General features: G+C 39.4%; 28 protein-coding genes. 11 read left to right on the top strand and 17 right to left on the bottom strand.

What is annotated here, in order from left to right; genetic code table 11:
* Positions 1 to 41 precede the first annotated feature (41 nt).
* Positions 42 to 758 carry an SIMPL domain-containing protein gene (locus tag I6F48_RS15725; RefSeq protein WP_024590673.1) on the top strand — a complete coding sequence of 239 codons (717 nt, stop codon included), beginning with the start codon at positions 42 to 44 and terminating at the stop codon, positions 756 to 758.
* Positions 759 to 1,080: 322 nt separating this feature from the next.
* Positions 1,081 to 1,524 carry a hypothetical protein gene (locus I6F48_RS15720; RefSeq protein WP_197119794.1) on the top strand — a complete coding sequence of 148 codons (444 nt, stop codon included), beginning with the start codon at positions 1,081 to 1,083 and terminating at the stop codon, positions 1,522 to 1,524.
* On the opposite strand, the gene I6F48_RS15715 is transcribed toward I6F48_RS15720, so the two are convergent.
* The 8 genes from I6F48_RS15715 to I6F48_RS15680 form a co-directional block, all read right to left on the bottom strand.
* Positions 1,507 to 2,175, bottom strand: a complete 669-nt coding sequence (locus tag I6F48_RS15715) for a hypothetical protein (protein ID WP_165725178.1) — start codon at positions 2,173 to 2,175, stop codon at positions 1,507 to 1,509. The genes I6F48_RS15720 and I6F48_RS15715 overlap by 18 nt on opposite strands.
* A gap of 90 nt (positions 2,176 to 2,265) precedes the next feature.
* The gene (locus tag I6F48_RS15710; RefSeq protein ID WP_165735494.1) at positions 2,266 to 4,101 is read right to left on the bottom strand and encodes a DUF885 domain-containing protein; all 1,836 of its coding nucleotides are present in this window, start codon (positions 4,099 to 4,101) and stop codon (positions 2,266 to 2,268) included.
* 68 nt (positions 4,102 to 4,169) lie between these two features.
* On the bottom strand, positions 4,170 to 5,306 hold the full coding sequence (gene hemW / locus I6F48_RS15705) for a radical SAM family heme chaperone HemW (protein WP_197119793.1): 1,137 nt from the start codon (positions 5,304 to 5,306) through the stop codon (positions 4,170 to 4,172).
* Entirely contained in the window at positions 5,303 to 5,902 is a 600-nt protein-coding gene (locus tag I6F48_RS15700; protein WP_007585416.1) for an XTP/dITP diphosphatase, read from the bottom strand. Before I6F48_RS15700 ends, hemW begins: the two co-directional genes overlap by 4 nt.
* A gap of 4 nt (positions 5,903 to 5,906) precedes the next feature.
* The gene (locus I6F48_RS15695) at positions 5,907 to 6,350 is read right to left on the bottom strand and encodes a DUF4426 domain-containing protein (protein WP_165727190.1); all 444 of its coding nucleotides are present in this window, start codon (positions 6,348 to 6,350) and stop codon (positions 5,907 to 5,909) included.
* A 60-nt stretch (positions 6,351 to 6,410) separates the two neighbouring features.
* Positions 6,411 to 6,944 (bottom strand): YggT family protein, encoded by a 534-nt coding sequence (locus I6F48_RS15690; RefSeq protein ID WP_007585413.1) that lies wholly within the window; start codon positions 6,942 to 6,944, stop codon positions 6,411 to 6,413.
* A gap of 27 nt (positions 6,945 to 6,971) precedes the next feature.
* The gene (gene proC / locus I6F48_RS15685; RefSeq protein ID WP_007585412.1) at positions 6,972 to 7,793 is read right to left on the bottom strand and encodes a pyrroline-5-carboxylate reductase; all 822 of its coding nucleotides are present in this window, start codon (positions 7,791 to 7,793) and stop codon (positions 6,972 to 6,974) included.
* A 17-nt stretch (positions 7,794 to 7,810) separates the two neighbouring features.
* A complete protein-coding gene (locus I6F48_RS15680; protein ID WP_165741288.1) occupies positions 7,811 to 8,524 on the bottom strand; it encodes a YggS family pyridoxal phosphate-dependent enzyme in 714 nt (237 codons plus the stop codon).
* Between the two features lie 2 nt (positions 8,525 to 8,526).
* Here I6F48_RS15680 and I6F48_RS15675 point away from each other — a divergent pair, with 2 nt between their 5' ends.
* Together I6F48_RS15675 and I6F48_RS15670 are read left to right on the top strand one after the other, a co-directional pair.
* Entirely contained in the window at positions 8,527 to 9,567 is a 1,041-nt protein-coding gene (locus I6F48_RS15675; RefSeq protein WP_007585408.1) for a type IV pilus twitching motility protein PilT, read from the top strand.
* Positions 9,568 to 9,576: 9 nt separating this feature from the next.
* The gene (locus tag I6F48_RS15670) at positions 9,577 to 10,713 is read left to right on the top strand and encodes a PilT/PilU family type 4a pilus ATPase (protein ID WP_165741289.1); all 1,137 of its coding nucleotides are present in this window, start codon (positions 9,577 to 9,579) and stop codon (positions 10,711 to 10,713) included.
* Between the two features lie 89 nt (positions 10,714 to 10,802).
* Here the strand turns inward: I6F48_RS15670 and ruvX are convergent, their stop codons facing one another.
* The 6 genes from ruvX to I6F48_RS15640 form a co-directional block, all read right to left on the bottom strand.
* Positions 10,803 to 11,252, bottom strand: coding sequence for a Holliday junction resolvase RuvX (gene ruvX / locus I6F48_RS15665; protein ID WP_008170791.1), 450 nt, complete (start codon positions 11,250 to 11,252; stop codon positions 10,803 to 10,805).
* Positions 11,253 to 11,290: 38 nt separating this feature from the next.
* Positions 11,291 to 11,848 (bottom strand): YqgE/AlgH family protein, encoded by a 558-nt coding sequence (locus I6F48_RS15660; protein ID WP_007585401.1) that lies wholly within the window; start codon positions 11,846 to 11,848, stop codon positions 11,291 to 11,293.
* A gap of 155 nt (positions 11,849 to 12,003) precedes the next feature.
* Complete coding sequence (gene gshB / locus I6F48_RS15655; protein ID WP_165727191.1) at positions 12,004 to 12,954, bottom strand: glutathione synthase; 951 nt, start codon at positions 12,952 to 12,954, stop codon at positions 12,004 to 12,006.
* A 54-nt stretch (positions 12,955 to 13,008) separates the two neighbouring features.
* A complete protein-coding gene (gene rsmE / locus I6F48_RS15650) occupies positions 13,009 to 13,743 on the bottom strand; it encodes a 16S rRNA (uracil(1498)-N(3))-methyltransferase (RefSeq protein ID WP_007585397.1) in 735 nt (244 codons plus the stop codon).
* Between the two features lie 69 nt (positions 13,744 to 13,812).
* Complete coding sequence (locus I6F48_RS15645) at positions 13,813 to 14,313, bottom strand: hypothetical protein (RefSeq protein WP_165739977.1); 501 nt, start codon at positions 14,311 to 14,313, stop codon at positions 13,813 to 13,815.
* 62 nt (positions 14,314 to 14,375) lie between these two features.
* Entirely contained in the window at positions 14,376 to 15,269 is an 894-nt protein-coding gene (locus I6F48_RS15640; protein WP_007585393.1) for a DUF350 domain-containing protein, read from the bottom strand.
* Between the two features lie 77 nt (positions 15,270 to 15,346).
* On the opposite strand from I6F48_RS15640, the gene glnE reads away from it, so the two are divergent.
* Positions 15,347 to 18,142: a bifunctional [glutamate--ammonia ligase]-adenylyl-L-tyrosine phosphorylase/[glutamate--ammonia-ligase] adenylyltransferase gene (gene glnE / locus I6F48_RS15635; protein WP_165739980.1), complete on the top strand. Its 2,796-nt coding sequence runs from the start codon at positions 15,347 to 15,349 to the stop codon at positions 18,140 to 18,142.
* A 67-nt stretch (positions 18,143 to 18,209) separates the two neighbouring features.
* Here glnE and I6F48_RS15630 read toward each other — a convergent pair whose 3' ends face one another.
* From I6F48_RS15630 to tolC, 3 genes are all read right to left on the bottom strand, one after another.
* Positions 18,210 to 18,782, bottom strand: coding sequence for a toxin co-regulated pilus biosynthesis Q family protein (locus I6F48_RS15630; protein WP_101163672.1), 573 nt, complete (start codon positions 18,780 to 18,782; stop codon positions 18,210 to 18,212).
* Positions 18,783 to 18,823: 41 nt separating this feature from the next.
* Positions 18,824 to 19,753 (bottom strand): LpxL/LpxP family Kdo(2)-lipid IV(A) lauroyl/palmitoleoyl acyltransferase, encoded by a 930-nt coding sequence (gene lpxL, locus I6F48_RS15625; RefSeq protein WP_165727196.1) that lies wholly within the window; start codon positions 19,751 to 19,753, stop codon positions 18,824 to 18,826.
* A 110-nt stretch (positions 19,754 to 19,863) separates the two neighbouring features.
* Entirely contained in the window at positions 19,864 to 21,219 is a 1,356-nt protein-coding gene (tolC, locus tag I6F48_RS15620; protein WP_165739981.1) for an outer membrane channel protein TolC, read from the bottom strand.
* A gap of 151 nt (positions 21,220 to 21,370) precedes the next feature.
* On the opposite strand from tolC, the gene I6F48_RS15615 reads away from it, so the two are divergent.
* The 6 genes from I6F48_RS15615 (at position 21,371) to I6F48_RS15590 (ending at position 26,921) form a co-directional block, all read left to right on the top strand.
* Positions 21,371 to 21,997 (top strand): NUDIX domain-containing protein, encoded by a 627-nt coding sequence (locus I6F48_RS15615; RefSeq protein ID WP_165739983.1) that lies wholly within the window; start codon positions 21,371 to 21,373, stop codon positions 21,995 to 21,997.
* A 26-nt stretch (positions 21,998 to 22,023) separates the two neighbouring features.
* Complete coding sequence (locus I6F48_RS15610) at positions 22,024 to 22,482, top strand: DUF1249 domain-containing protein (RefSeq protein ID WP_007585381.1); 459 nt, start codon at positions 22,024 to 22,026, stop codon at positions 22,480 to 22,482.
* Positions 22,469 to 23,254: a metallophosphoesterase gene (locus I6F48_RS15605; RefSeq protein WP_165727198.1), complete on the top strand. Its 786-nt coding sequence runs from the start codon at positions 22,469 to 22,471 to the stop codon at positions 23,252 to 23,254. The genes I6F48_RS15610 and I6F48_RS15605 overlap by 14 nt, the downstream gene beginning before the upstream one ends.
* Entirely contained in the window at positions 23,239 to 23,799 is a 561-nt protein-coding gene (locus tag I6F48_RS15600; RefSeq protein WP_007585377.1) for a YqiA/YcfP family alpha/beta fold hydrolase, read from the top strand. The genes I6F48_RS15605 and I6F48_RS15600 overlap by 16 nt, the downstream gene beginning before the upstream one ends.
* Positions 23,800 to 23,907: 108 nt before the next feature.
* On the top strand, positions 23,908 to 25,797 hold the full coding sequence (parE, locus tag I6F48_RS15595) for a DNA topoisomerase IV subunit B (RefSeq protein WP_024590690.1): 1,890 nt from the start codon (positions 23,908 to 23,910) through the stop codon (positions 25,795 to 25,797).
* 29 nt (positions 25,798 to 25,826) lie between these two features.
* Positions 25,827 to 26,921, top strand: coding sequence for a PQQ-dependent sugar dehydrogenase (locus I6F48_RS15590; protein ID WP_165727199.1), 1,095 nt, complete (start codon positions 25,827 to 25,829; stop codon positions 26,919 to 26,921).

The following is a 26,921-nucleotide window of genomic DNA, read 5'->3' as shown; positions in this document are numbered from 1 at the left end:
CGTCTAGATGCTTATTATTGATATCAATCAAGGAGATTATTGTGAATAAAACCCCCGGTTTTTACATTGTTATAGCGGCTATTTGTTTAAGTATAGGCTTAATTAGCTTAGGGTTTATTTTAAAGAGCACAGCTCTCAGTGTAAAAGAGATGGAACGTACTGTGCAGGTTAAGGGATTGGCCGAGCGAGAAGTTATAGCCGATACGGTAATTTGGCCTCTGCAATTTAGTGATGCCGACAATAATCTTGAAAAATTAGTCAGCCGAGTTGAGAAAAAAAATGATGCTGTAACTGCTTTTTTAAAACTGCATGGTTTTGACGACGATGAAATAACAATAGGCAGCCAGTCAGTTATTGATAAGCAAGCACGTGAATACAGTAATGAAAATCAGCAATTTAGGTACATAGTGCGCTCAAATATTATTGTTTATTCTGATGCGCCAGATAAAGTGCAAAACGCGCTGAGCAAAGTGAGCCAACTTGCTAAACAAGATATCGCAATAGTGCAGGACAGCTACGAAACAAAAGTTGAATATATTTTTACTGGCCTCAATGATGTAAAACCTGCGATGGTGCAAGAAGCAACTGAAAAAGCGCGTGAAGTCGCTAATAAATTTGCTAAAGACTCTAATTCAAAATTAGGCAAAATAAAAACAGCTCGCCAAGGGCAATTTAGTATCAGTAATCGAGATTCAAACACACCGCAAATAAAAAATATAAGAGTGGTAACCAGTGTTGAATATTATTTAAATGACTAGGGCCTGTTGACCTTTCAGGATTAAAATTTGTTCAATCTAGGGGCCGATTTAATCGCGGCGTGAGGTTTGTAACCTAGCGGGCTAAGTAAAAACCGAGCAAAGCTTCCGCGTCCTGCTCACGCCCCTTACCTACATCCATGTAGGCAACAAAGAGTAAATTGCCCCTAGGCAGAACCCTTCGGGCAGCGCATGTTTGGCATTTATTCCACGTTATCGCCTATTAATGGGGAATAACCACACTGCATAGGCTCTGCCTTGACTAAATACCAAACATACTGCTGTAAATTTAACCTCGAAAGATAAACAGGCCCTAGGAAATAATATGTCAGAGTCTAAATATGGTCAGTTTGTACTGGCGCCCCGTTCGTATTTTTTTACTGCTATAGCGAGCGTGGTGTTTGCGTTTATTGGCTTTAGTTATAATGCATGGCGAATGGAGGCAAGTGAAGAGAACAACAATACACGCATTGCTAGCTTTCAAATATTACAAGAACTAGCCGAGCTTGAGCTTATTGTATTTGCCGCACATTACGATAATAACAAAATAGATGGCAGCCCTAGAAAAGGCTGGGTTAAAGTTAACTTAATTCATGACTTAAGCTACTTAGCCGTTGATAAAGTACATTTAAAAACAAAAGACTTACAAAAGGTCTGGCAAACAAATTGGCCAAATATGGTTGATCACGAAAGTGCTGCGCAATCTATTACACATGCCATAGACATTGTGCGTACAGAAGTTGTGAGTGAATTAAAGCGCCTTGATTAAGTGAGCAACTTGCGCCGTTGAGCGTTGCAAGTAAGCGGCGCTCAGTAAAATTGTGGTCTCGTTAACTTTTTGCCCTTTTAGTACGTTGGCAAGCTGCTGTTTTGCGTTAGGATTTTGTTTTTGCTCTATTTCCATTAATGCTAACAAAGCTGAGAATTCATGCTTTACCGGTGTGCTCGATTTATTTGCATAGGCAATGTAGCAGGCAACTGGTGTTAATCCGTGAGAGTTGGGCTGCGCCAACGCTTTAACTAAGTCATCATTTGATTCAAACAACATTAAAGAGCGTACATAGTTAAATGGCAGCTTTGTAGCATCGGCATGCTTAAACACATTGTGCAGTACATTATTTCCTTGAGTATCTTGTACTAAAAAGCCTTTATTTACTCTCAGCGCTGGGGTGAAAAAGCTCAATGCGTCAATATTAGTGAGTTGGTTAATAAATAGAGAAGGTGCTGTATTAGTACTTAATATACGGATTGCTATGTTTTGCATAAAGTCATACTTAACACTCAACCGTTGGGCGCTGTCATATAAATGGTTAAGCTGCAAAGTTTGCTGGGCAGGGCTTAACTGCCTAAAGTCGTTATCGAGCTCATTTAACTGCTGCTTTGAAATACGCGCATTAAGTAGTTGTATGCTTAAATCCATTATTATTTCCAAAATCTTTTTTACTACTATAAAACAAAAAAGGTCGCAAATGCGACCTTTTCATATTTAAAGCAATTGTTTAAATTGGTTTTAAGCCTTTTTGCTTGCTACCCATTCATTAACAAAGTTTTCTAGTACATTAAGTGGTACAGGACCATTTTTAAGCACTACGTCGTGGAACTGGCGAATATCAAATTTATCACCAAGTTGCTTTTTAGCTTCTTCACGAAGCTCTAAAATCTTAAGCATACCCACTTTATAAGCTGTTGCTTGTGAAGGCATTACAATGTGACGCTCAACCATTTTAACACCGTCAGATGTTGCATTAGGCGTGTTATTTACGTAGTAATCAATACCTTCTTGGCGAGTCCACTTCATTGCGTGAATCCCCGTATCAACAACTAAGCGACATGCGCGCCATAATTCCATTGAAAGACGACCAAAATCTGAGTAAGGGTCTGAGTACATGCCCATTTCTTTAGGAATGAACTCTGAGTATAAACCCCAGCCTTCAATATACGCTGTGTAGCCACCAAACTTACGGAACTTAGGAATACCTTCTAGTTCTTGCGAAATAGCTATTTGCATGTGGTGTCCCGGAATACCTTCGTGGTATGCCAGCGCTTCCATTTGATACGTTGGCATTGCTTCCATATCGTAAAGGTTAGCGTAGTAAACACCTGGGCGTGACCCATCTGGAGCTGGCTGTTGGTAAAATGCTTTACCTGCTGCTTTTTCACGGAATGCTTCAACCGCTTTTACTTTTAAACCTGCTTTTGGTTTAACAATGAATAACTCATCTAAACGCGTTTTCATTGTATCAATAAGCCCAGTGGCTTCATCAAGGTAGCGTTGTTTACCTTGTGCATCATTAGGGTAGTAAAATTGCTTGTCAGTTTTCATAAACTGCATAAACGCTTTTAAGTCGCCTTTAAAGCCAACTTTGTCTTTAATTTCACGCATTTCATCATGAATACGTGCCACTTCAGATAGGCCAATTGCATGGATTTCTTTAGCAGTTAAATCTGTTGTAGTTGTGCGCTTAAGTGCGTTGTTATAAAACGCTTCGCCATCAGGTAATTTCCATGCGCCATCGCGATCATCTGCGCGTTTTTCAAGCTGTGCAAGGTAATTAATTAACTTAGAGTAAGATGGTTTAACAGCTGATTTTAATGCATCTGATGCATCGCTGATTAACGAGTCTTTTTCGTCTTGGCTAATTTCAAGCGCTGTTACTTTACGTTTAAAGTCAGCAAGCAATGTAGAATCATCGCCTTTTTCAAACGGTGCACCGTGAATAATGTTTTTGCTTGAATCAATAACATGCGGGAATACAAATTTAGGGGCTATGATGCCTTTTTCTGCACGTACAGTTAAATCAACGATAAGCTGATCAATAACACCAGTTACACCATTTAAACGTGAAATGTAGTCTTTAGCTTCTTTTACATTGCTAATTGAGTGCTGATTAATTAAAAACGCAGGGATCATAGAATGCGTACCAAACATTTGGTTCACAGGGTAGTTATGGTAACGCCATTTAAAGTCAGCAATTGAGCTTTCAAGATCTTGTTTTTTTAAGTCGTAGCTAACTTTTGTTGCATCATCTAATAAATCACGGCTGATTGCTTTTAGTGCAACTAGGTCAGCTTTTGTTTGCGCTAAATCTTTAAGCTGTCTTTCTTCGCTGCCATCATCCCACTTATCGTAATCTTGCTTAATACCCATGTATGTTTGATATACAGGACTGCTCATTACGTCGCGGTTAAATGTATCTTCAAAAAATGCATTGGCTTTGTCTATTTCACTTTGTTGTGATTGAACTGCTTGTGCAATAGGAGCTGAAGTCGCTTGTTGTGTTGTTTGCTGGCAACCAGCAAGTAGTGCAACGCTTACTGCGGCCGCAATAAAAGTAAGTTTACGCATTGTTTTCCCTTTTGTTGTTAGAAACCCATTAGGGTGTTTTATATTTATTTTTTGTGTAGCGCTGGGCGCTACACAAATAATTCTAGCAGGTCATTTAAAAAGCGATGACCTTTTAAGCTTACCTGCCAATGGCTGTCTGTTTGAGTCAATAAACCTTTATTAATTGCTTGGTTTAATGCGCTTTGCTGACTTTGCAGTGGCAGTGTTGTTAGTTTATTAAAATCATTAATTGGGCAAGGCTCAACAAGGCGAAAGCGATTCATAAAAAATTCAAACGCTAAATCGTCTTGCTCTACATGCCAGCTTTTGTACATATACGGTTTGATTAAATCCATATAGCCGCGTGGGTGTTTAACCTTTTCAGTACGCGTAATAAGCCCTGTATTTGCATCAGTAACCTTACCATGCGCGCCGCAGCCAATACCGAGATAATCGCCAAAACGCCAATAATTCAAGTTATGTTGGCACTGATAGCCCGGTTTTGCATAGCCTGATATTTCGTATTGTATGTAACCTGCTTGCGCGAGTAACTCGACCCCTTGTTCTTGTATGTCCCACAGTGTTTCATCTTGTGGCAAGGTAGGTGGTTTTGAAGCAAATTGAGTATTGGGTTCAATAGTTAGTTGATACCACGATATATGAGGAGGATCGAGCGCTATTATTTGCTTTAAATCGCTCAGTGCATCGTCAAGTGTTTGCCCTGGTAAGCCGTGCATTAAATCAAGGTTAAAGCTATTTAAACCGGCTTCTTTAGCTTGCTGCGCAGCATAATTAGCCTCGTCACTGCCATGAATCCGCCCCAGTGCTTTTAGCTTGTCGTTTTGCATGCTTTGCACACCGATAGAAATACGGTTAATGCCTGCTTTTACGTAATCTTTAAAGCGACCTGTTTCTACTGTGCCTGGGTTGGCTTCAAGGGTAATTTCGCAGTGTTCTTCAAGACCAATTAGGTTGTCGACTTCATTTAATAAACGAGTATAAGCCGCACCAGTTAATAAGCTCGGAGTACCGCCACCAATAAAGATACTGTGAATTCTACGTCCTTGCACTAAGTGCAAATCTGCTTTTAAATCATCAATTAAATGCTGAACATATTCAGCTTCAGGTATTTCACCTTTTTGCCCGTGGCTATTAAAATCGCAGTACGGGCATTTTTGCACGCACCAAGGTACGTGCACATATAAGCTCAGTGGTGGAAGGTTCACAGGCCGCCTTTTTGCTGTAGCTCTAGCAATAGTTTTTGTAGTGCTTGGCCGCGATGACTCACTGCATTTTTTTGCTCTTTTGTAAGCTCAGCACTGGTACAATTTTTCTCTGGTACAAAAAATACAGGGTCGTAACCAAAGCCACCGTTGCCATTTTGAGTGAGCGTAATTTCGCCTTCCCAGCTTGCACTGCAAATAAGGGGGGTAGGGTCATCTGCGTGGCGCATTAATACCAGTACACACCAAAAACGAGCACTACGGATAGGGTTATTACCCAAGTCTACGAGTAACTTATCAATGTTATCTTGATCGCTGGCACCTGGGCCTGCAAAACGGGCAGAGTAAACACCGGGTGCGCCATTTAGGCCATCAACTTCTAAACCTGAGTCATCGGCAATAGCAGGCATGCCAGTAATTTTAGCGGCATGACGCGCTTTAATAATGGCATTTTCAACAAAGGTAGTGCCGGTTTCGGCAACTTCACCTACGTTAAAATCGCTCTGTGGAACTACATTAATATTCAGAGGGCTTAGCATGTTAGCTAGCTCATTTACTTTGCCAGGGTTACCTGTAGCAAGTACTAAAGTTTTGGTCATGTTATTAATCTACGTAAAATTTTTGCTGAAACTGTAATTTTTGAAATTGATTACTTTGTTGTATTTCAATCTCAAAGCGTAAAATCTCTTCGTTGGTATAATCAACTTGGGCAAGGTAATAAATTGAATCACCTTCTTTTACTTCTTTAAAAGTAAGCGTTTGTTTGTTGCCAAGTAGGTTTTTAGCTGTGCCAGTCAGCTTTGCTGTTTGGGCTGTGTTTTCGGCATCATTTTTTAAAATAGAAATATTCACAATGCCTTTGTATCCGCTTCGCTCAAGGCCATACGCTTTTGCTATTTTTGGCTGAATAAAAGTAGAAGGAAAGGCGATGTAATGCACTTGCCAAGGGCCAAGCTCTTTATATTGTGCGCCTTGCATTTCTTCGCTTTGCGCGTTAAATACAAATGCTAAACAAGCAATAAAACAAAACTTAATTAAACGGTTCATTATGTATTCCTCAAAACATATAAAAAAGAGGCCTTTGGGCCTCTAATTAAAAAATCCATATTAGACTAAAAAATCCATAAGCAGCATTTGCAAAAACTGAATACCAATAATAAGTACTAAAACTGATAAATCTAAGCCACCCATTGATGGCAATATTTTACGAATTGGTTTTAGCATTGGTTCAGTAAGCTGATGGAAAACCGCTTCTATAGGGTTATAACCTTGGCTAACCCAGCTTAAAATAGCGCGAATAATAAGTACCCAAAAAACTAAGTTAAGGCCTTCTTTTAGTACCGTTATAAGTGCTTGTATAATTACAGGCTGTATTGCCCACGCATTATATATAACAAGCATTAAAGTACTAATTTTGGCTACAGCCACTATAAATGCCAGCAACAGAGATGCTAAATCAAGTCCGCCAAATCCCGGAATGATTTTACGCAGTGGTTTTACCGCAAACGAAGTGGCTTTAACCACAAACTGGCTCATTGGATTATAAAAGTCGGCTTTTGCCCACTGCAGCCAAAAGCGCAGTAATACCACCATTAAAAACAAATCAAACAGGGTACTGATTAAAAATTGCATGGCATTCATAGTGTAACCTTCAATAAAAAAGTGGTTTTAAAGTTCTTTTTCCATTTGCTCTGCACGCGCAATACACGCATCCATTGCATCGCCAACGGTTTTAGTTAAGCCTTCATCTTTTAAGTGCTCAACAGCTGCGTGAGTAGTACCGCCTTTAGATGTTACGTTTGAACGTAGTTGCGAAATAGTAATATCAGGCTGGCTAAGTGCCATTTCGGCGGCGCCAAGGGCTGTTTGCTGTACTAAACGACGAGCGTCTTCATCATTAAAGCCCAGCGCTTTAGCTTTTTCTTCTATGGCTTCCATAAATAAGAAAAAGTAAGCCGGCGATGAGCCAGTCACAGCAATAATATCGTTAATTTGTGATTCTTTTTCGACCCATACAACAATGCCCGTGCATTCAAAAACTTGTTGTACAAACTCGTGTTCGCTTTGTGTTTCGCCCGCGCCATATAAACCTGATACACCACGGCCTAATAAAGACGGTGTATTTGGCATACAACGTACCATTTTAACGTCTTGACCTAGCATTTCACGTAAACGTTTTACAGTTAAGCCAGCAGCAACAGAAATAAACAGTTTATCGCTAAAATCTACGCCCGACTCTTGAAACGATTTACATAAATCGCCCATCATTTGTGGTTTAACAGACAAAACAATTACATCAGCATCGCGCAGGGCTTCGTTATTGTCACTGGTGGTTTGCACCTTGAAATCAAAGGCTACCTTTTCAAGCTTTTCTTGGTTGCGGTTAGTCGCAATAATGTTACTTGCGTTAAAACCGTTTTTTACCATGCCACCAATAATGGCGTAGCTCATATTACCTGTGCCTATAAATGCGATTTTTTTATCTGACATAAATCTGTTATCACCTTTTAAGTTCGTGTTCCAAAAATGTCTGTGCCGATCCTTACCATGGTTGAGCCTGCACTAATGGCAGCTTCAACATCGTTACTCATACCCATCGACAAAGTATCTACTTGAGGATATTGGGTCTTTAGTTTATCAAAGCAAGTTTGTAATTGCTCAAAAGATTGAATTTGCGTATCCAGTTTGTCGCTTTTAGCGGGAATCGCCATTAAACCTCGAAGTGTTAAGTGCTCACATTGGTTAATAAAATCGGCAAGTTCATCTATTTCATCGCGGTGGCAACCCGACTTCGCTTCTTCATTACTTATATTTACTTGAATAAGTATATTAAGAGGCTGTTTATCGTCTGGGCGCTGGGAATCTAATCGTTTCGCTATTTTTATGCGATCAACACTTTGCACCCAATCAAAGTTGGCAGCCACTAAAGCACTTTTATTAGATTGAATAGGGCCAATGAAATGCCAAATGATGTCGCTATATGACTGTAGTTGAGCTATTTTATCTATAGCCTCTTGAACATAAGATTCACCAAATTCGCGCTGACCATGCTCATAAGCTGCAATAACATCTTCGCTTGGTTTAGTTTTAGACACTGCCAGTAGAGTGACTTCGTTAGTGTTTCGTTGTGCAATTTTTGCCGCGTCTGCAATTCTAGCGTAGGCGGATGTGAGTCGTTCTGCTATTGTAACCATATATTTATCAGTTAGTTGTGGAGTCATAAATGGATATTACCGAATTATTAGCGTTTAGTGTGCAACACAAAGCATCCGATTTACATTTATCGTCGGGTGTTTCACCTATGATACGCGTAGACGGTGATGTTCGCCGCATTAATATACCAGCCCTTGCAGACAAAGACGTAAACAGTCTGGTTTACGATATTATGAACGATAATCAACGCAAGGACTATGAACAAAATCTCGAAGTGGATTTTTCGTTTGAAGTGCCTAATTTAGCACGTTTTCGTGTGAATGCGTTTAACTCTAATCGCGGGCCTGCTGCGGTATTTCGTACCATACCAAGTGAAGTGTTAACGCTTGATGATTTAGGTGCGCCAGATATTTTTAAAACAATCTCCGATACCCCACGTGGACTCGTGTTAGTGACGGGCCCAACGGGCTCTGGTAAATCGACAACACTTGCCGCTATGGTCGATTATATAAATCAAAATAAACATCACCATATTCTAACAATAGAAGATCCAATCGAGTTTGTTCACGATAATAAATTAAGCCTTATTAATCAACGTGAGGTACATCGCGATACTCATAGCTTTTCAAACGCGCTACGTAGTGCATTGCGTGAAGATCCAGATGTAATATTGGTCGGTGAGTTACGTGATTTAGAAACAATTCGTCTTGCAATGACCGCTGCTGAAACGGGTCACTTAGTGTTTGGCACGTTGCATACAACATCTGCACCAAAAACCATTGACCGTATTATCGATGTATTCCCAGGTGAAGAAAAATCAATGGTACGTTCAATGTTATCTGAATCTTTGCGTGCTGTTATTTCGCAAACACTGCTTAAAAAGATTGGTGGCGGGCGAGTTGCAGCACACGAAATTATGATTGCAGTACCTGCTATTCGTAACTTAATTCGTGAAGACAAAATTGCACAAATGTACTCGTCTATTCAAACCGGTGCGTCTGTGGGCATGCAAACAATGGATCAATGTTTAACTAATTTAGTTAATCACGGCATTGTTACAAATGCGGCAGCGAAAGAAAAAGCACAAGACAAAACACAATTTGGCGGGTAAGAAACTATTATGACTTTATCTTTAAACGACTTTTTACTCATCATGATTGAGAAAAAAGGTTCTGACTTATTTGTATCGAGTCAGCTACCTGTAAGCGCAAAAATAAACGGTGAGCTAACAGCCCTAAGTGACGATAGGCTTACTGATGAGCAATCGCTTGAGTTAGTAGAATCTGCAATGAGCGAAAAGCAAAAAGCAGAGTTTCATACAACGAAAGAATGTAACTTTGCGATTGCCACCGACGAAGGGCGTTTTCGTATTTCTGCTTTTTGGCAACGCGATAAAGCAGGTATGGTTATTCGCCGCATTGTTACGCAAATACCTGATGTGAGTGAGCTAGGTCTTCCTTCTATTCTTACCGATGTAATTATGTCTAAGCGTGGCCTTGTTTTGTTCGTCGGTGGTACTGGCACGGGTAAATCAACCTCGCTAGCCGCACTTATTGGTTACCGTAACCGACATCAACGTGGTCATATACTGACTATTGAAGATCCGATTGAATTTGTTCATGAGCATCGCAAAAGTATTATTACTCAACGCGAAGTAGGGCTTGATACCGAAAGCTTTGAGTCAGCACTTAAAAGCTCATTACGCCAAGCTCCCGATGTAATTTTGATTGGTGAAATTCGCTCTCAAGAAACTATGGAATACGCACTAAGCTTTGCCGAAACTGGGCACCTGTGTGTTGCAACACTGCATGCTAATAATGCTAACCAAGCGATTGACCGTATTATGCATTTAGTTCCAAAAGAAAAACACGATAAGCTTAAGTACGATTTAGCACTTAACTTACGTGCAATTGTGGCCCAGCAATTAGTACCGACTGCTGATGGTGAAAGCCGTGTTGCAGCTATTGAAATATTGCTTAACTCACCAATGGTTGCTGAACTGATTAAAAACGGTGATATTGGTGGTATTAAAGAGGCAATGGCTAAATCGAAAGAAATGGGCATGCAAACCTTTGACCAAGCATTATTTGAGCTGTATAGACAGCAGCGAATTAATTACGCTGATGCACTGCATCATGCTGATTCGCCAAATGATTTACGTTTAATGATTAAACTGCGCAATAACGAGCAGCAAGGTGCGGGCTTTTTACAAGGCGTTACTATTGATGGCCTTGACGATAAAAATAGCGATCAATAATTTAAAAAGTAATAAATATAAATACTTAATATAAAAAAAGCGCCAATTGGCGCTTTTTATTTATATAACAGGTTATTTATATAATCTGTTTATTCACCGTAACTAGACTCAAAAAAACTTTCTAAAATAATAACCGCAGACATATTATCTACGTTACCTTTGCCTAAGTTTTTATAGCCACCACTTTCAAAAAGTCGCGCTTTAGCATCCGCAGTCGTTAAACGCTCGTCTTGTGTTTGCACTGGAATGCCATAATGATTATGTAATCTGTTGGCAAACTTTTTTGCTTTAAAGGTAACCTCTTGTGACGTTCCATCCATATTTAGTGGTAAGCCAACAACCATTAAGTCAGGCTGCCATTCGGTTACTTGTACAGCAATATGGTCCCAGTTAGGAATGCCATCTTGTGCTTTTACAGCTTTAAGGCTAGACGCGCTGCCTGTTAGCTCTTGCCCAATAGCAATACCAATACTTTTGGTGCCAAAGTCAAAGCCCATTACAGTGCGTTCGCCTTGCGGCTTAAGCGATTTTTTTGTCATGTGTATCTTGTTTAAGTTTGCTAAGGGTTAAATTACTATTATGCGTGACCAGCTTCAGGGCTGAGTTGGCTAATATCAAAGCCCAACATTGAAACTGCTTTTTCCCATCGTTTTTCAACGGGGGTGTCAAAAATGATCTTCGGATCGGCTTCTATGATCAACCAACTGTTATCAAGTAACTCTTGTTCGAGTTGTCCTTGCTCCCATCCTGAATAACCCAATGTAATAATAAATTGTTCAGGTGCTTGTGCGGTAGTTAAGCTTGCTAAAACGTCTTTTGAGGTAGTGATCATAATATCGCTACTGAGTTTTTGGCTTGCTGAATAACCTGATTGGGGAGAGTGCAAAACAAAACCACGGTCAGTTTTAACGGGTCCGCCTGCAAACACACTTACTTTTGCTGCGTTTTGAGTTTTGTCGTTATCAATTTCTATTTTATCTAAAAGTTCGCCAACAGTAACATCAATAGGTTGGTTTATTACCAAGCCCATAGCCCCATCTTCATTGTGCTCACAAATATAGGTAACAGCACGTTTAAAAAAAGGGTCTTGCATCGACGGCATCGCGATTAAAAAATGATTTTCTAATGACTGCATAGATTTCACCCTTTTTAGTTAATGAACTTTGAGTATGGCACATACCTTTGTTTTTAAAACTAAAAAAGCACTTTCATACAGTTTAAAAATTAATAGTTAACAACTATATTAAAATTTATGACACGAAAGTGCTTTTAATAACGATAGGTAGATACTTATTTATCTAGCTTTCTTTCAATGGCATCAAACAAAATACCTGTAATAGAAATATCATAAGCAGCTTCAATTTCGCGTACGCACGTTGGTGCAGTTACGTTAATTTCAGTTAATTTATCGCCAATAATATCTAAACCTACAAATATTAAGCCTTTTTCTTTAAGCGTTGGTGCAACCGCTTGCGCTATTTTTAAATCTGACTCGCTAAGTGGACGCGCTTCGCCTCGACCGCCAACAGCTAAATTACCGCGTGTTTCACCATTTTGTGGAATTCGCGCTAAACAATACGGAATAACCTCACCATCAATAACCAATACGCGCTTGTCGCCTTGTTTGATCTCTGGGATGTAATTTTGCACCATAGCAAAGCGGCTGCCGTGCTCTGTTAGCGTTTCACAAATTACACCAATGTTGGCATCGTCTTCTCTAAGGCGGAAAATAGATGCGCCACCCATGCCATCAAGGGGTTTTAAAATAATGTCTTTATGCTGCGCTAAAAACTCACGAATTTGTTTTTGGCTACGTGTAACAAGTGTGTCTGGCGTATGTTCGCTAAACCATGCTGTAAATAGCTTTTCGTTAGCATCGCGAAGGCTTTGTGGCTTGTTAATTATTAACGTACCTTCTTGTTCTGCACGCTCTAAAATATACGTCGCGTAAATGTATTCGGTATCAAAAGGAGGATCTTTTCGCATTAAAATAACATCAAGGTCGGCAAGGGCTATAGTGGCTTTTTCTTCAAGCTCGTACCATTTTTCTGCATTATTAAACACTTGCGCTTTAGACGCTGTAGCGTACGACTTACCTTTACGAAGAGATAAATCATCCATCTCCATATAATAAATTTCGTAGCCGCGTTCTTGCGCTTGCATCATCATTGCAAAACCGGTGTCTTTTTTGATGTTAAATCCACTAATAGGATCTGAAATAATACCTAACTTAATTGCCATGCGCTGTGCCTTACTATAAATGTTACTGTTTATATGAGGGTGCTTTTAGTTATTTCAATTAGCTAAATCGCCAAATTGAAGTTGTAATGCACTTAAGACCGTTAAAGCGGCTGTTTCCGTTCGTAAAACGCGCGGGCCTAAGCGAATATCCACAAATTCTAGTTGTTTAGTTAGTGCCATTTCATCGTCGGTAAAGCCACCTTCTGGGCCGACTAAAAAGCGTACGCCATCTTTAGGTACCGTAATGGTTTTAATGCTGTGCTCAGCACGAGGATGAAGAGTGAGCTTAATTGCATTGGTTTGTTGTGCAAGCCATTGTTTTAAATCTACAGGAGGATGAATAATTGGCACAAAATTACGCCCAGATTGCTCTGCCGCTGCTATTGCAATTTTTTGCCATTGTTGGTGTTTTTTCTCAAGACGATCGCCCATTAGTTTCACGCCACAGCGCTGACTAAAAATAGGGGTGATTTCGGTAATGCCCAGTTCAACTGACTTTTGAATTGTAAAATCCATTTTATCACCACGGGATACACACTGGCCTAAATGAATTTTAAGCGGGGATTCTACATCATGAGGATTAAGCTCTAATGGCATTACGACGACTGTTTTTTTTGTTACCTCAATTATTTCACTAAGGTATTCGCCGCCTTCGCCATTAAAAATAGATACATGCTCGCCTACTTTCATGCGCAGCACTCTGCCAATATGCCCTGCAGCATCGTCATCTAAAGTTACAGGGGTGTTTAGGGCAATACTCGATGTTTGATAAATATGAGGAACTCGCATAGGGCGTCACTTATTACTTAGCGTAAAAATATATACTGCTATGGTAAGTAAGCTGGGAGCTGTGCGCAATTATTTATTTTTATTAAGTTGCTCTGCAAGGTCTATTAAATCTTGTGGTGTGTGTGCTATATCGTGGTGATTTTGCGAAGGTTCTGTTAACGTCTCGTCAGTAACTAGGCTTAGTGTATAGCCTGTATCATCAAAGCTTATTAAAAAGCGCTTTTCATGTAACGAGTTATAAATAAAGCGTTGTTTATCGCTTGCTAGTAAGTAATCGGTACTATTAAAAAGGACTCCGTGTAAATCGTGATGCTCTTTTAGATAGTTAATTAATTCAGAAACGCTTATTTCGTTTTCAAGGTCGCAATAACTATAGTCTTTAATAAGTTCGTCAAACATCATTTTTACTAACTGGCGGGTATTACTGCCTGCGGCAATAAGCGTACTCGCTTTTGTTTTACCATTATTATTTACATAGTATTCGGCAAATGCTCGGCTAAATTCGTTGTCTATGTCAATTAACAAGTAATTCGTTATTTCAAGTGGCATAGAGCTAGGACCTTGTTGCATTTAAGTAATTACCATTATTACTTAAATGCAGACTTTTAATGGCTGTATTTTAGTAAAAAGGTCTAAAGAGAAAACATGCTAATAAGTAAATAGCCTATAGCACAAAAAACAGCAAACTCTATACATGCTACCCCAATATTATCTTGATGGTCTATTTCAAGAGCCGTATCAATATTTGGTAAAGAGATAACTTTTATCACATACGTTAAGCTGTAAAGCAGTATCCACATTACACCGCAATGCATAACGAGTGTAAATATGTTTTCTACCATTTTACCGTTTTGAAATGCTGCGCTAGATAAACCAGCATACACAGCCAATGCTAAACCGATTGATTTGCCAGCATACCTTATACCAATAGATGTATTCTCTAGGTTAAAGTTACTTTGTAGCGAAGCTCCTTGATTTGCTTTTGCAAAACGGTGTTCTCGTATTTTACTATCCAGTGCAAACATTCCCTGAAGCGTAAAAAAGCTAACACAAGCAATAAGTAAGTTGCTGAATCCTTGGGTGTGCGTCCACGTGTACAAGCCAAGTGCGATAATACAGTTAGCGATTAACATGCCTGAATCTACCAATGCAGCACATACATTTTGTTTTAGTATGGCAGCTTCTTCGTTAAACCTGTGAAGTATCCATTTTCTGTGAATTAAATGACCCACTTTTATAAAAGTGAATAAAAGAATAATAATAATTAACACTTTTAACGGGTTTGACTGTGCGGTACTTATGCTTATTTCGTCAAATAAGAAAGCCATAGTGGCTATAACAACTGATATTTCAGATGCAAAACTAATACCCATGGCAAAGTTGTCGTGTTGTGCTAGCTCATCTTTAAGCGCTTGTTTTGCTTTGATTTGAGTGACAACTCGTAAACAAAAAATAGTTATGCAAATAACCGCAAAACTAATGGCAATCGCAATAAAACTAGTGTTAGATAAAGACAAATATGACATGGTGATCCTAATTAAGTTAACCTTTCTAGGTTTTAATCATTCTAGTACGGTTATTGATGATATAAAAGAGAGGATTGATGAGTAACGTAAAGCAACTTCCTATTCAATTACAAAAACTTGGCTTGATGCGCTTTGAACAGTTATACCTGCAGCAAAGTAAACAAAGTGAAGTTGTAAGGTTATTAGCATTAAGCGACTTTGCTTGGCGCAGTTTAGAATCACAACCTGATTTAAATACTTGGCTATTATGCAAAGACGAAATACAAAATAGAGTAATAGATTCTCCTTTTAAAAACCTTAACTTAGCTGACATTGATGAAGTACAGTGCCATAAAGTACTTCGCCAATATCGTGAAAAGTACTGGCTCAAAGTCGCCTTTTTAGATTTATGCTGTAACAATCCCATTGCCGATAGTATTAATTACATAAGCCAACTGGCTGACATGCTAATAAATAGTGCTAACCAATGGGCGCATGCACAGGTGGCAAAAGTAAATGGTGAGCCGCTTGATGAGCAAAACCAAGCAATGCCGTTAATGGTGTTGGGTATGGGAAAACTTGGCGGACAAGAGCTAAATTACTCCTCTGATATTGATCTCATTTTTGCATATCCGCGCAGTACAAAAACCCAAGGTGGCCGCAGAAGCCTTGAGGCTCAAGTATTTTATACCAAAGTTGCACAAAAGCTCATTGCATCACTTAACCAAGCCACCGGTGACGGGCAGGTATTTAGGGTTGATATGCGCCTACGCCCGTTTGGCGAAAGTGGCCCTTTGGTTATGAGCTTTAATGCCATTGAAGATTACTACCAAGAACAAGGTCGCGACTGGGAACGCTACGCGATGTTAAAAGGGCGCTTAATTGGCACGCCTAACAAATATTGGGATGAATTTATTAAGCTTTTAAAGCCGTTTGTTTATCGCCGGTATATTGATTTTTCGGTGATTGAATCTTTGCGTAAAATGAAGTTAATGATTGCACAAGAGGTTCGCCGTAAACGCTTAACTAATAATATAAAACTAGGCGCTGGTGGTATTCGTGAAGTTGAATTTATAGTGCAAGCCCTGCAAATGGTACGAGGTGGGCGAGAGGCTAATTTACAAACTCAATCATTACTTAAAGCATTAAATGAGCTGGCACTTAACCAAGTTATAGATGAGCAAGAAGCGAGCGAGCTTAAACGCAATTACCTTTATTTGCGAAAAGTTGAACAGTACTTACAAATATTTGACGATCAGCAAACGCAAACACTCCCCGATGATGAATTGAACCAGCAGCGCTTAAATTTATTATTAGAACAAGCTGATTTTTCTGCCACTTTAATCACTATTGAAAAGGTAATGAAGCAAGTTAACGGCGAGTTTGCACTCGTTATTGGTGAAGAAACCGCGCCACTAGATACCTGTGAAGGTGCATTTATTAGTGCTTGGGATCATGGTGATGTGAGCTTTCTAAAAGAGGCTAGAGATGAATGGCAAACACCCCTTAACGATTTTAAATTAAGGCTGTCTAAGGTCAACATAGGTAACCGAGGGCGTGAAACCCTTGATAAATTAATGCCTGTTTTATTGAGCCAGTTAAATGACTTTAATGCCAGCGCAGCTGCTTTTACGATGGTTTGCCAAATTTTTAATAAGATAATTTCACGTACTGCTTATTTAGAATTGCTGTACGAAAACCAAGGTGCATTAAAGCAACTTGTTTTACTGTGTTGTCATAGCAAATGGATAGGCGAGCATATTTCTCGCTACCCCATATTGCTAGATGAGCTAATAGACCCGGCTGTTCTTTATAAACCGACACCATTAACCGCTTATAAAGATGAAATAAGACAGTATTTTTTACGAATAGAGCATGACGATTTAGAACTGCAAATGGAGTCGCTTAGGCAATTTAAGCAAACGCATCAATTACGAATTGCTGCTGCCGATGCAACCGGTGTTCTTGATGTGATGAAAGTAAGCGATCACTTAACCGTACTGGCCGAAGCGATTGTTGATCAAGCTGTTAATATTGCATGGCATAACACCGTTAAGCGTTTTGGTATGCCCCCTGGCACTGATGATGAAAACAAAGGTTTTGCTGTTATTGCATATGGTAAAACAGGCGGCTTAGAAGTAGGGTACGACTCAGATTTAGATTTGGTGTTTGTGCATAATCATGATGGCTCAAGCCAAACCAATGGTGAAAAACCGATAGATTCTCGCCAGTTTTATTTAAAACTCGCTCAGCGCTTAATGCATTTATTTAATACTCGTACTGCATCGGGTATTTTGTATGAGCTTGATACGCGATTACGCCCTGAAGGTGCATCAGGTTTACTTGCTATCAATTTAGAGAGCTTTAATCACTATCAGCAAACTCAAGCATGGACGTGGGAACATCAAGCACTTGTGCGGGCTCGGTTAATTTTGGGCCAAGACGATCTTATAGAGCGTTTTTCACAAATTCGTAAAAGTATTCTTTGCCAACAGCGCGATGATACCGTGTTAAAAGCCGATGTAATAAAAATGCGCGAAAAAATGCGCGACCATCTAGCGAAAGGAAATACTGAACAATTTGATTTAAAACAAGATATTGGCGGTATGGCTGATATTGAGTTTATTACGCAATATTTAGTACTTAAACACGCGAATGAGTTTGAGCAGCTTACCGTTTATTCAGATAACGTAAGAATATTAACGGATGCAGCAAATATAGGCTGTATTACTAAAGAGCAAAAACAGCAGTTGATCAAAGCGTATATTGATTATCGCTCGTGTTATCACGTGCTGAGCTTGGATCAAAAAGGCAAATTGATCTCGCGAGAAGCTTTTTTACAAGATATTACTAACGTAACGAATATTTGGAATAGTATTTTTGAATTGAATTGAATTGAATTGAATTGAATTGAATTGTAAAACCCAAGCGCTTGCTTGGGTTTTTTGTACGTGTAAACCCTTAAACCTTTAGCTTTAAACAGTTTGTTCGCACAAATTCTGATGGTAACTCTGTAATAACCGCTGCTCTTTGTTTGTGGCAAAAGTAAGTGTAAACCTCATGCTCAAAGTCGTCATTTATAGCACGACCAATTTGATAAAGTGCTGAAGTAAAGTTGCTGTCTACTCTAAAATGATCTTTAACTACGTAGTCTTTACTTAAATACCAGTAAAGCTCAATACCTTCATTTTTAGCATATTGATAGAGTACGTCTTTAAGTGTTGTGCCATTTTCAAAGCGCCTAGGTTCAACTTCTCCAGTCCAAGTGGTCGGCATTGGATCAACTGTTCGCGCACGTTCCGCTAATACTCTATCCAAGGTTTGTTCTGGTGTTTTAAGTTTTAAAACAAATTGATCTCGTTCTTTATTACTTTTTACTTGGTTACGAATAGAGGAGTAAAAACGTGATAATCCTTCGGCAGCTGCATTTTTAGATTTTTTAATATCAAATAAAGAACCATCACTCAACAAAAAGTATACGGCGAGTGCTATTAGTACAGCTGCAAATGATAAATGCCTAATCCAAAACCACATGATTATTACCCACCTTATTTGTTCCTATTATTGTTATACCATTACTTTTTATAAAAAGAAGGGGCATTTTTATCAGGTCGAGTTTTAAAACGACGGTGTAGCCACATATATTGTTCGGGTGCGGCATTAACAGATTGTTCCATGCGTTGATTTACACGTGTTACATCAGCCTTATTATCACCACTGGGGAAGTTTTCAAGCTCTGGCAGTATTTCTAAGTGATATTTACCATTTTCATCACGGCGAGTTATTAAACTCATTGTTTCGCAGTTTTTACTGCCTGCAAACATAAGAGTACCCGTTGTAGTTGCAGCGTCAGGTACTGCGTAAAATGGGACAAATTCACAGCGGTTACGACCGTAATCTTGATCGGGTAAGTAATAACATACCTTTTTATTTTTTAATGCTTTTAGTAAACCTTTTACATCTTTTCGACCGATTAAATATTCGTTAGAGCGAAGGCGCCCATTAGTCGTAAAGTATTCCATTAGTGGGTTGTTATGAGGGCGATAAAAGCCAACACCCTGACACTCTAAGCCCATAATACGGCTAGCCATTTCAAGATGCAGAATATGAGGTACAAGCAATAAAACACCTTTACCAGACGCTTGTACGCGTTCAAAGTGCTCAAGCCCTTTAAAAGACCCTAATGCTTTTTGTGCTCGCCACTGCGGCCACCACCAGGCCATGCCAGTCTCAACCATTGCAATACCGGTGTTTTCCATATTTTTGAGCACAAGGTCTTTTTGATCTGCTTCGCTCATATCAGGAAAACACAGCTTAATATTTACTTCTGCAATATGGCGACGGCGCTTCATAAATTTATGAACTAAGCGACCAAGCTGTTTACCCATTGCCAATTGTAGTTTTTGCGGTAACCAAGAAATTAAATATAAAAATAGAACGCCAATCCACGTTAACCAGTATCGAGGGCCCAAAAAAGTTGCTTTAAAAGGAGATGAGGTGACCACAAAAATATCTCTGAGAATAAAAACGATAGTTTAACGCTAAGCGCTGTAAAATACAAAAAGCCAGCATTTAGCTGGCTTCCAATGTGTTCATACTGCACGAGTAATGAAAATTAAGCGGCTTTTAAACCTTGGTTTATAGCAACTAAATCTGCACTTGTTAATGTACCCGCAGCTTGTTTTAGGCGAAGGGTAGATAACACATAACGGTAACGTACATCAGCAAGGTTACGCTTTGCATCGTACAAATTTTGCGTACTTACTAGTACGTCAACAATGGTACGAGTACCTACTTCAAAACCAGCTTCAGTTGCTTTAAGGGCACTTTGAGCTGAAACAACCGCTTGCTCTAGCGCTTTGTAAGTAGCAATGTCTGAAACAACTTGATTATAAGATGTAATCACTGTGCGAGTTACTGCGCGGTAATTTGTTTCATAGTCTTGGCTCGCACCTACGTAAAACGCACGGGCCTGATTTGTTGCAGCAACTGTTGCACCACCTGAATATAAAGGTACGCTAAAGTTAAGCCCTACAGAGCTTGAGTCTGAACGTGGCTGATCATCAAAGTTAGCGCCATTTATTTGATTGTCTGTAAGAGAATCGCCGTAACTAGCACTTAGGGTTAGCTTTGGGTAATGACCCGCTTTTGCTAATTCAATTTGATCTTTTGCAATATCAACCGTTACTTTAGACACTTGTAGGTTTATATTTTTATCTTCAGCTACTTTAACAAAGTCGCTTGAGCGCTTAGTTGGTTTAGTTGTTGAGAAAGTATCTGTATTTAAAAAGTCTAATTTTTCGTGATATTTACCTGTAATCTCACGAAGTTGCTCACGTGCTGTTTCTACAGCATTACCTGCAATAATTTCTTGAGCTACAGAGTTATCAAACTGAGCTTGCGCTTCGTGTACGTCAGTAATTGCTGTTAAGCCTACCGCATAACGTTGTTTTGTTTGCTCAAGTTGACGTTCAATTGCACGTTTTTCAGCTTCAACAAATTCAAGGTTATCGCTTGCACTTAATACGTTAAAATAACCTTCAGCAACGCGTACAATTAAGTTTTGTTTAGCTGCATCGTATAGGCCGCTCGCTTGAAGCGCTTGCTTGTCGGCAATATCTAACGTATTCCATGCACCTAAATCAAATAATGTTTGGCTTAAGCTTACACCGCGAGTGAATTGGTCTGTATCACTTTCAACTTTTACTTGGTTAGATAAGTCGCCAACGCTTTGGTACGACGTTGCATCGCTTTTTGTATAACCCATAGTTAAACCAATTTGAGGTAATAGTGCACTCATCGCCAAATCGCTTTGGTAAGACTGCGCATCGGCTTGGGCTTTTGCTTTTAAAACAGTAGGATCGTTAGCTGTCGCTATTTCAAAAACTTGTAGTAAATCTTCAGCTTTCACTGCTGTTGCACCTAATGCGCATGATAAACTAACTAGCGCCGCAAGAATGTTCTTTTTCATGTGGGGTTCGGTCCTTAGACAATTTTTGTACTAAAAGCATGTTAACCTGTTTTACTGCATAACAAAAAAAATAATTAGTAAAACAGTATGTTCAAGTGTAACAGAATATATTAACGCATTTTAAAGCTTTAGATAAGTAGGAGGTAGCTACGTGGTTGATAAAAAACTCGTTCAATTTACACATAAAGATGTGAATTTAAAGCCAATAAAAAACCTTTATAAAGGTTTTTTTCAGGTTGATTTATACCAATTTGAACATGCTCTTTTTGAGGGTGGAAAATCTAAAGTAATTAGCCGAGAAATATTAGAACGTGGCGATGCAATTGCAGTACTCCCTTACGATCCAATATCAGATACTGTTCTTTTAATTGAGCAAATACGTATTGGCGCTATTAAAAGCAAGCATTCGCCGTGGCTACTAGAGTGCATAGCCGGAATGACTGACGGCAGCACTGATTACGAATCAGTTGTAAAAAAAGAAGCGTATGAAGAAGCTGGGCTTGAATTAACTGAACTTGAATTTATGCTTTCATACCTATCAAGCCCTGGTGGTACAACTGAGCGCTTGCATTTGTATTTAGCGCGTACTGACTTAAGCCAAGTGAAATCAGGTGTATATGGTCTTGAAACTGAAGGGGAGGATATAAAAACTCACATTCTATCAGTTGATGATGCGCTAATGCGCCTCAATAACGGTGAAATGGATAATGCGGCAACGGTTATTTGTATGCAGTGGCTTGCGCTTAATCGTGAAAAAATGGCAAGTAAATGGGCATAAACTCTTACTAATATTATGGTGGTACTTTGACAGCACAATTAGCAACAAAGCGATATATTCAGAGCCTCCCAAAGTATTTAACACTTTGTGAGCATAACTATGTGCGACTATTAAAGTTGTTACCGAGCGAGCGCAATATAGGAAGCATTCGTGAAGTTAAACTTGGCAACAGTGAGTTTGCTACAAAAATTGATGGCAGCGCAAAATACACCATGGATATTTCAATTAAGCAGCTAACAGGAATGGTTAAAGGGATTACGCCACTGTATTTAACGGTACGCATGTATCACGATGCCAAAGTGGCTGAAATTGTTCATCACGATTACCATCAACGCATAAAACCATCTTATGGATACCCTAACCCTAAAATGCATCAAAAAGATGAAAAGTATCAACTTAATGCTTTTTTATACGACTGGTTAGTGGCCTGTGTAGAGCACGGACAAGCGACGTTGAATTGGGATGTAAATAATGGCTTGGTTTGATGATACATATACATTTGATAAATCATCTTTGTGCATTGCTCATATTACTGACAGTCATTTATTTGCAGACAAATGCGGTGAGTACTTTAATGTAAATACCGCAGATCATTTTGAACAAGCCTTGGCACACATAGCTAAGCAATCAATAGACTGTATTATTTTTGGTGGCGATTTAACACAAGATCATAGTTTTGAATCGTACTTATTATTTAGTGAACTTATAAATGCCAGTGACATTACTTGTCCTGTATTTTGGGTGCCAGGTAATCATGATGAACTAGCAATGCTTAATCGCATAAGTGGTGGGCAAATAAATTCGGCTAAACATATTATTGCTAATGGGATTGAGCTACTTCTTATTAATTCTAAAGGGCCCACGCCCGCAGGATGGGTTACTGGCACGCATTTAGATGAAGTAACGGACGCTTTAGTCAACTCGAATAATAGTAAAGTTATATTTTGTCATCATAATCCGCTGCCAATAAACGGCTACCTTGATAAACACTTATTAGAAAATGGCCCACAGCTTTTAAATATCTTAGTTAATAGTAATAATGTATCTGCGCTTTTTCATGGGCATGTGCACAATGATTACGAACAAAGCTTTAGAGGGCTGCCCATATATGCGACCCCGGCCAGCTCAATACAGTTTGTAAAGCACACTTTAGAGTGGGAGCAAAAAAATGCGGGACCAGCTTACAGAACGCTAAATATAAAGAGTAAAAAAGATAAAGTAGAAGTAAAAACGGAAGTAGTATGGCTAAACGCGTAATTTATATTCATGGCTTTAATAGTTCACAAAAATCATATAAAGCTGTGCGCTTTGGTGAGCTTATGGCAAACTATGACGTTGATTATTGTGTACCGAACTTAAACCACGAGCCCCTACAAGCTATAATTGAGCTTGAACAATTACTAACGCCAAATACCGTTTTATTAGGTAGCTCGTTAGGTGGTTTTTTTGCCACGTATTTATCGCAGCGTTATCAAATTCCTGCAGTGGTTATTAATCCCGCGGTCGCACCCTATAATTTATTACAGTCGTTACTTGGACCTAATTATAATCCGTATCAAGATTATCATTACGATTTAAATAACAGTCATATTGAGGCACTTAAATTACTCGCTGTAGATAAATTAGCATACCCTGAGTTACTGTACTTATTACAGCAAACAGGCGATGAAGTGTTGAACTTTCAACACGCAGTAAAATATTATTCGCAATGCAAGCAATTGATAGAATTTGGTGGCGATCATAGCTACGTTGAATTTGAACGCACCTTTGCAAGTATTGTAGATTTTCTTAAAATCACGTAAAACTAGTTAGCCTGAACTGAGGTTAGTTACTATATTAACGCTTTAGCGCATATAACAATAAAACTAGTAAAACGTATTAGAGCCTTAGCGGATATAAAGACAAAAACTATGAGTGATCAAAATTATAACGCCGAAGCCATTGAAGTACTTAATGGATTAGATCCGGTAAAACGACGCCCAGGGATGTACACAGATACAACACGTCCCAATCATTTAGGCCAAGAGGTTATCGATAACAGTGTCGATGAAGCTATGGCGGGTCATGCTACTCGTATCGACGTAATACTCCACGAAGACAATTCGCTTGAAGTAAGTGATGACGGGCGTGGTATGCCTATTGATATTCACCCAGAAGAAGGTATCCCTGGGGTTGAATTGATCTTCACTAAATTACACGCCGGTGGTAAGTTTTCTAATAAAAACTACCAATTTTCGGGTGGTTTGCACGGAGTAGGTATTTCGGTAGTAAATGCGTTATCTACGCGTGTAGAAGTAACAGTACGACGTGATGCTCAACAATACAGAATGGCATTTGAAAGCGGCGATAAAGTAGAAGACTTAAACGTAATTGGTACAGTCGGTAAGCGTAACACCGGTACTACGGTTCGTTTTTGGGCTGATGTTAGCTACTTTGATTCACCAAACTACTCAATTACCAAGCTTAATCATTTATTAAAAGCCAAAGCCGTTTTGTGCCCAGGACTGCGAATTAAGTTTGTTAATAAGCAAACAAAAGAAACCCAAGAATGGTTTTATGAAACAGGCTTAAAAGACTATTTAGTTGAAGCAATTAAAGGTTTTGAAACATTACCGCAAGACCCGTTTGTTGGCGAATTTAAAAGTTCAATTGAAGGCGCTGACTGGGCTGTTGTATGGCTACCAGAAGGTGGTGAATCAATAGCTGAAAGCTACGTAAACCTTATTCCTACCGCGCAAGGTGGTACGCATGTAAATGGTTTACGCCAAGGTTTGCTTGAAGCAATGCGTGAATTTTGTGAGTTTAGAAACTTACTCCCTCGTGGTGTGAAATTAACGCCTGATGACATTTGGGATCGTTGTAGTTACGTGTTATCGGTTAAAATGCAAGACCCTCAATTTGCCGGTCAAACAAAAGAAAAACTATCATCACGCTCGTGTTCTGCGTTTGTATCGGGGGTTGTAAAAGACTCGTTTAGTTTATGGTTGAATGAACATACTGATACCGCAGAATTATTAGCTGAGTTATGTATTTCAAATGCACAAACTCGCTTGCGTGCAGCTAAAAAAGTAGTGCGTAAACGTGTTACTGCCGGTCCTGCTTTACCGGGTAAACTTACCGATTGTAGCGCTGCTGATAACGACCGTACCGAATTGTTTTTAGTGGAAGGTGATTCTGCTGGTGGCTCTGCTAAACAAGCAAGAGACCGTGAATTTCAGGCTATCATGCCGCTACGTGGTAAAATTTTGAATACCTGGGAAGTTGAGTCAGGCCAAATACTAGCATCACAAGAAGTACACGATATTTCAGTGGCGCTGGGTATTGATCCAGAATCAACCGATATGTCGGCATTACGCTACAATAAAATTTGTATATTGGCCGATGCTGACTCGGATGGACTACACATCGCAACACTATTATGTGCACTGTTTGTTCGCCATTTCCCAGAGTTAGTAAAAACAGGGCATGTGTATGTAGCAATGCCGCCATTATTTAGAATCGATATTGGTAAAGAAGTTTATTACGCACTTGATGAGCAAGAAAAAACCGCTATTTTGGCGCGCATAGAAGCCGAGAAAAAACGCGGAAAAGTAAACGTACAACGATTCAAAGGTCTGGGTGAAATGAACCCGTTACAACTGCGCGAAACCACGATGGATCCAAATACACGACGTTTAGTGCAGCTTACGCTTGATGAAGAAGTAGAAACCATGGAAATGATGGATATGCTGCTTGCTAAGAAACGATCGCCTGATCGTCGTCAATGGTTAGAAGATCATGGTAACAAGGCACTCGTTTAATTACCTGTGCTTAACACTAGGAGAGGCGAATGAAAAAACTACTAGGAAGTTTGCTGTTACTTGGGCTGACTACCGCTCCTGTAATGGCGAAAAATATACTCGATAAGCTCACAGTCGCACCGGGATTTGAAATAAGCTTATTTGCAAATGATGTAGAAAATGCACGTCAAATAGCCGTTTCAAAAAAAGGTATTGTGTATGTTGGCTCTCGCAAAGCGGGCAACGTATATGCGCTTATTGATCATAATAGCGATGGCGTAGCAGATAAAAAAATTGTTGTGGCTAAAGGCCTAAACATGCCCTCTGGCATAGCAATTAAAGATGGCGATTTATACGTAGGTGAAGTGCATCGTATTATTCGCTTTAAAAATATTGATACCCAATTAAAAGATCCAAAATTTGATGTGGTTTATGACGCATTACCGAGCGAGCGTCATCATGGTTGGAAATTTTTACGTTTTGCACCAACGGGCGAGCTAATCATTCCGGTGGGTGTACCGTGTAATATTTGTGCTGAGGATGAACGTTTTGGTCGTATTTTTGCGCTTAATGTAGAAACAAAACAAATAAAAACAATAGCCAAGGGCGTTAGAAACACCGTCGGTTTTGATTTTCATCCAGCTACTCAAGCTTTATGGTTTAGTGATAACGGTCGCGACATGATGGGCGATGATATTCCGCCTGATGAGTTAAACCGTGCAACGCAAGAAGGTGAGCATTTTGGTTTTCCGTATGTTCATGCCGGTGCAATTATTGACCCTGAGTTTGGTGAAGGTAAAAATATTGCCGATTACACGTCGCCAGCTCTTGCACTTGCTGCGCATGTAGCGCCACTGGGTATTCATTTTTATAACGGTAAGCAATTTCCAGCAAGCTATAAGCAACAATTATTTGTTGCTGAACATGGCTCATGGAACCGTTCTAAAAAGTCAGGTTATAAAATAGGGCTAGCAACAATTGAAGTAGGTCGCGTAACTAAATATACGCCATTTATTACTGGCTTTATGAAAGACGAAACAACATTTGGACGCCCTGTTGCATTTGCAGAATTAGGTGACGGCAGTCTGTTAGTAAGCGATGATTACGCCAATGTAATCTACCGTGTAAGCTATAAGAAAAACTAG

Origin of the sequence: Pseudoalteromonas sp. SWYJ118 (assembly GCF_015864505.1) — a bacterium.
In the GTDB taxonomy this organism is placed as follows: domain Bacteria; phylum Pseudomonadota; class Gammaproteobacteria; order Enterobacterales; family Alteromonadaceae; genus Pseudoalteromonas; species Pseudoalteromonas arctica.
The sequence above is the reverse complement of the archived record's forward strand: the minus strand, read 5'-3'. Positions and strand labels throughout refer to the sequence as shown.

Coding starts and splice junctions, on each gene's coding strand:
- I6F48_RS15720 (WP_197119794.1), top strand. CDS start 1,081: ATGTCAGAGTCTAAATATGGTCAGTTTGTACTGGCGCCCCGTTCGTAT.
- I6F48_RS15715 (WP_165725178.1), bottom strand. CDS start 2,175: ATGGATTTAAGCATACAACTACTTAATGCGCGTATTTCAAAGCAGCAG.
- I6F48_RS15710 (WP_165735494.1), bottom strand. CDS start 4,101: ATGCGTAAACTTACTTTTATTGCGGCCGCAGTAAGCGTTGCACTACTT.
- I6F48_RS15700 (WP_007585416.1), bottom strand. CDS start 5,902: ATGACCAAAACTTTAGTACTTGCTACAGGTAACCCTGGCAAAGTAAAT.
- I6F48_RS15695 (WP_165727190.1), bottom strand. CDS start 6,350: ATGAACCGTTTAATTAAGTTTTGTTTTATTGCTTGTTTAGCATTTGTA.
- I6F48_RS15690 (WP_007585413.1), bottom strand. CDS start 6,944: ATGAATGCCATGCAATTTTTAATCAGTACCCTGTTTGATTTGTTTTTA.
- proC (WP_007585412.1), bottom strand. CDS start 7,793: ATGTCAGATAAAAAAATCGCATTTATAGGCACAGGTAATATGAGCTAC.
- I6F48_RS15680 (WP_165741288.1), bottom strand. CDS start 8,524: ATGACTCCACAACTAACTGATAAATATATGGTTACAATAGCAGAACGA.
- I6F48_RS15675 (WP_007585408.1), top strand. CDS start 8,527: ATGGATATTACCGAATTATTAGCGTTTAGTGTGCAACACAAAGCATCC.
- I6F48_RS15670 (WP_165741289.1), top strand. CDS start 9,577: ATGACTTTATCTTTAAACGACTTTTTACTCATCATGATTGAGAAAAAA.
- ruvX (WP_008170791.1), bottom strand. CDS start 11,252: ATGACAAAAAAATCGCTTAAGCCGCAAGGCGAACGCACTGTAATGGGC.
- I6F48_RS15660 (WP_007585401.1), bottom strand. CDS start 11,848: ATGCAGTCATTAGAAAATCATTTTTTAATCGCGATGCCGTCGATGCAA.
- gshB (WP_165727191.1), bottom strand. CDS start 12,954: ATGGCAATTAAGTTAGGTATTATTTCAGATCCTATTAGTGGATTTAAC.
- rsmE (WP_007585397.1), bottom strand. CDS start 13,743: ATGCGAGTTCCTCATATTTATCAAACATCGAGTATTGCCCTAAACACC.
- I6F48_RS15645 (WP_165739977.1), bottom strand. CDS start 14,313: ATGCAACAAGGTCCTAGCTCTATGCCACTTGAAATAACGAATTACTTG.
- I6F48_RS15640 (WP_007585393.1), bottom strand. CDS start 15,269: ATGTCATATTTGTCTTTATCTAACACTAGTTTTATTGCGATTGCCATT.
- glnE (WP_165739980.1), top strand. CDS start 15,347: ATGAGTAACGTAAAGCAACTTCCTATTCAATTACAAAAACTTGGCTTG.
- I6F48_RS15630 (WP_101163672.1), bottom strand. CDS start 18,782: ATGTGGTTTTGGATTAGGCATTTATCATTTGCAGCTGTACTAATAGCA.
- tolC (WP_165739981.1), bottom strand. CDS start 21,219: ATGAAAAAGAACATTCTTGCGGCGCTAGTTAGTTTATCATGCGCATTA.
- I6F48_RS15605 (WP_165727198.1), top strand. CDS start 22,469: ATGGCTTGGTTTGATGATACATATACATTTGATAAATCATCTTTGTGC.
- I6F48_RS15600 (WP_007585377.1), top strand. CDS start 23,239: ATGGCTAAACGCGTAATTTATATTCATGGCTTTAATAGTTCACAAAAA.
- parE (WP_024590690.1), top strand. CDS start 23,908: ATGAGTGATCAAAATTATAACGCCGAAGCCATTGAAGTACTTAATGGA.
- I6F48_RS15590 (WP_165727199.1), top strand. CDS start 25,827: ATGAAAAAACTACTAGGAAGTTTGCTGTTACTTGGGCTGACTACCGCT.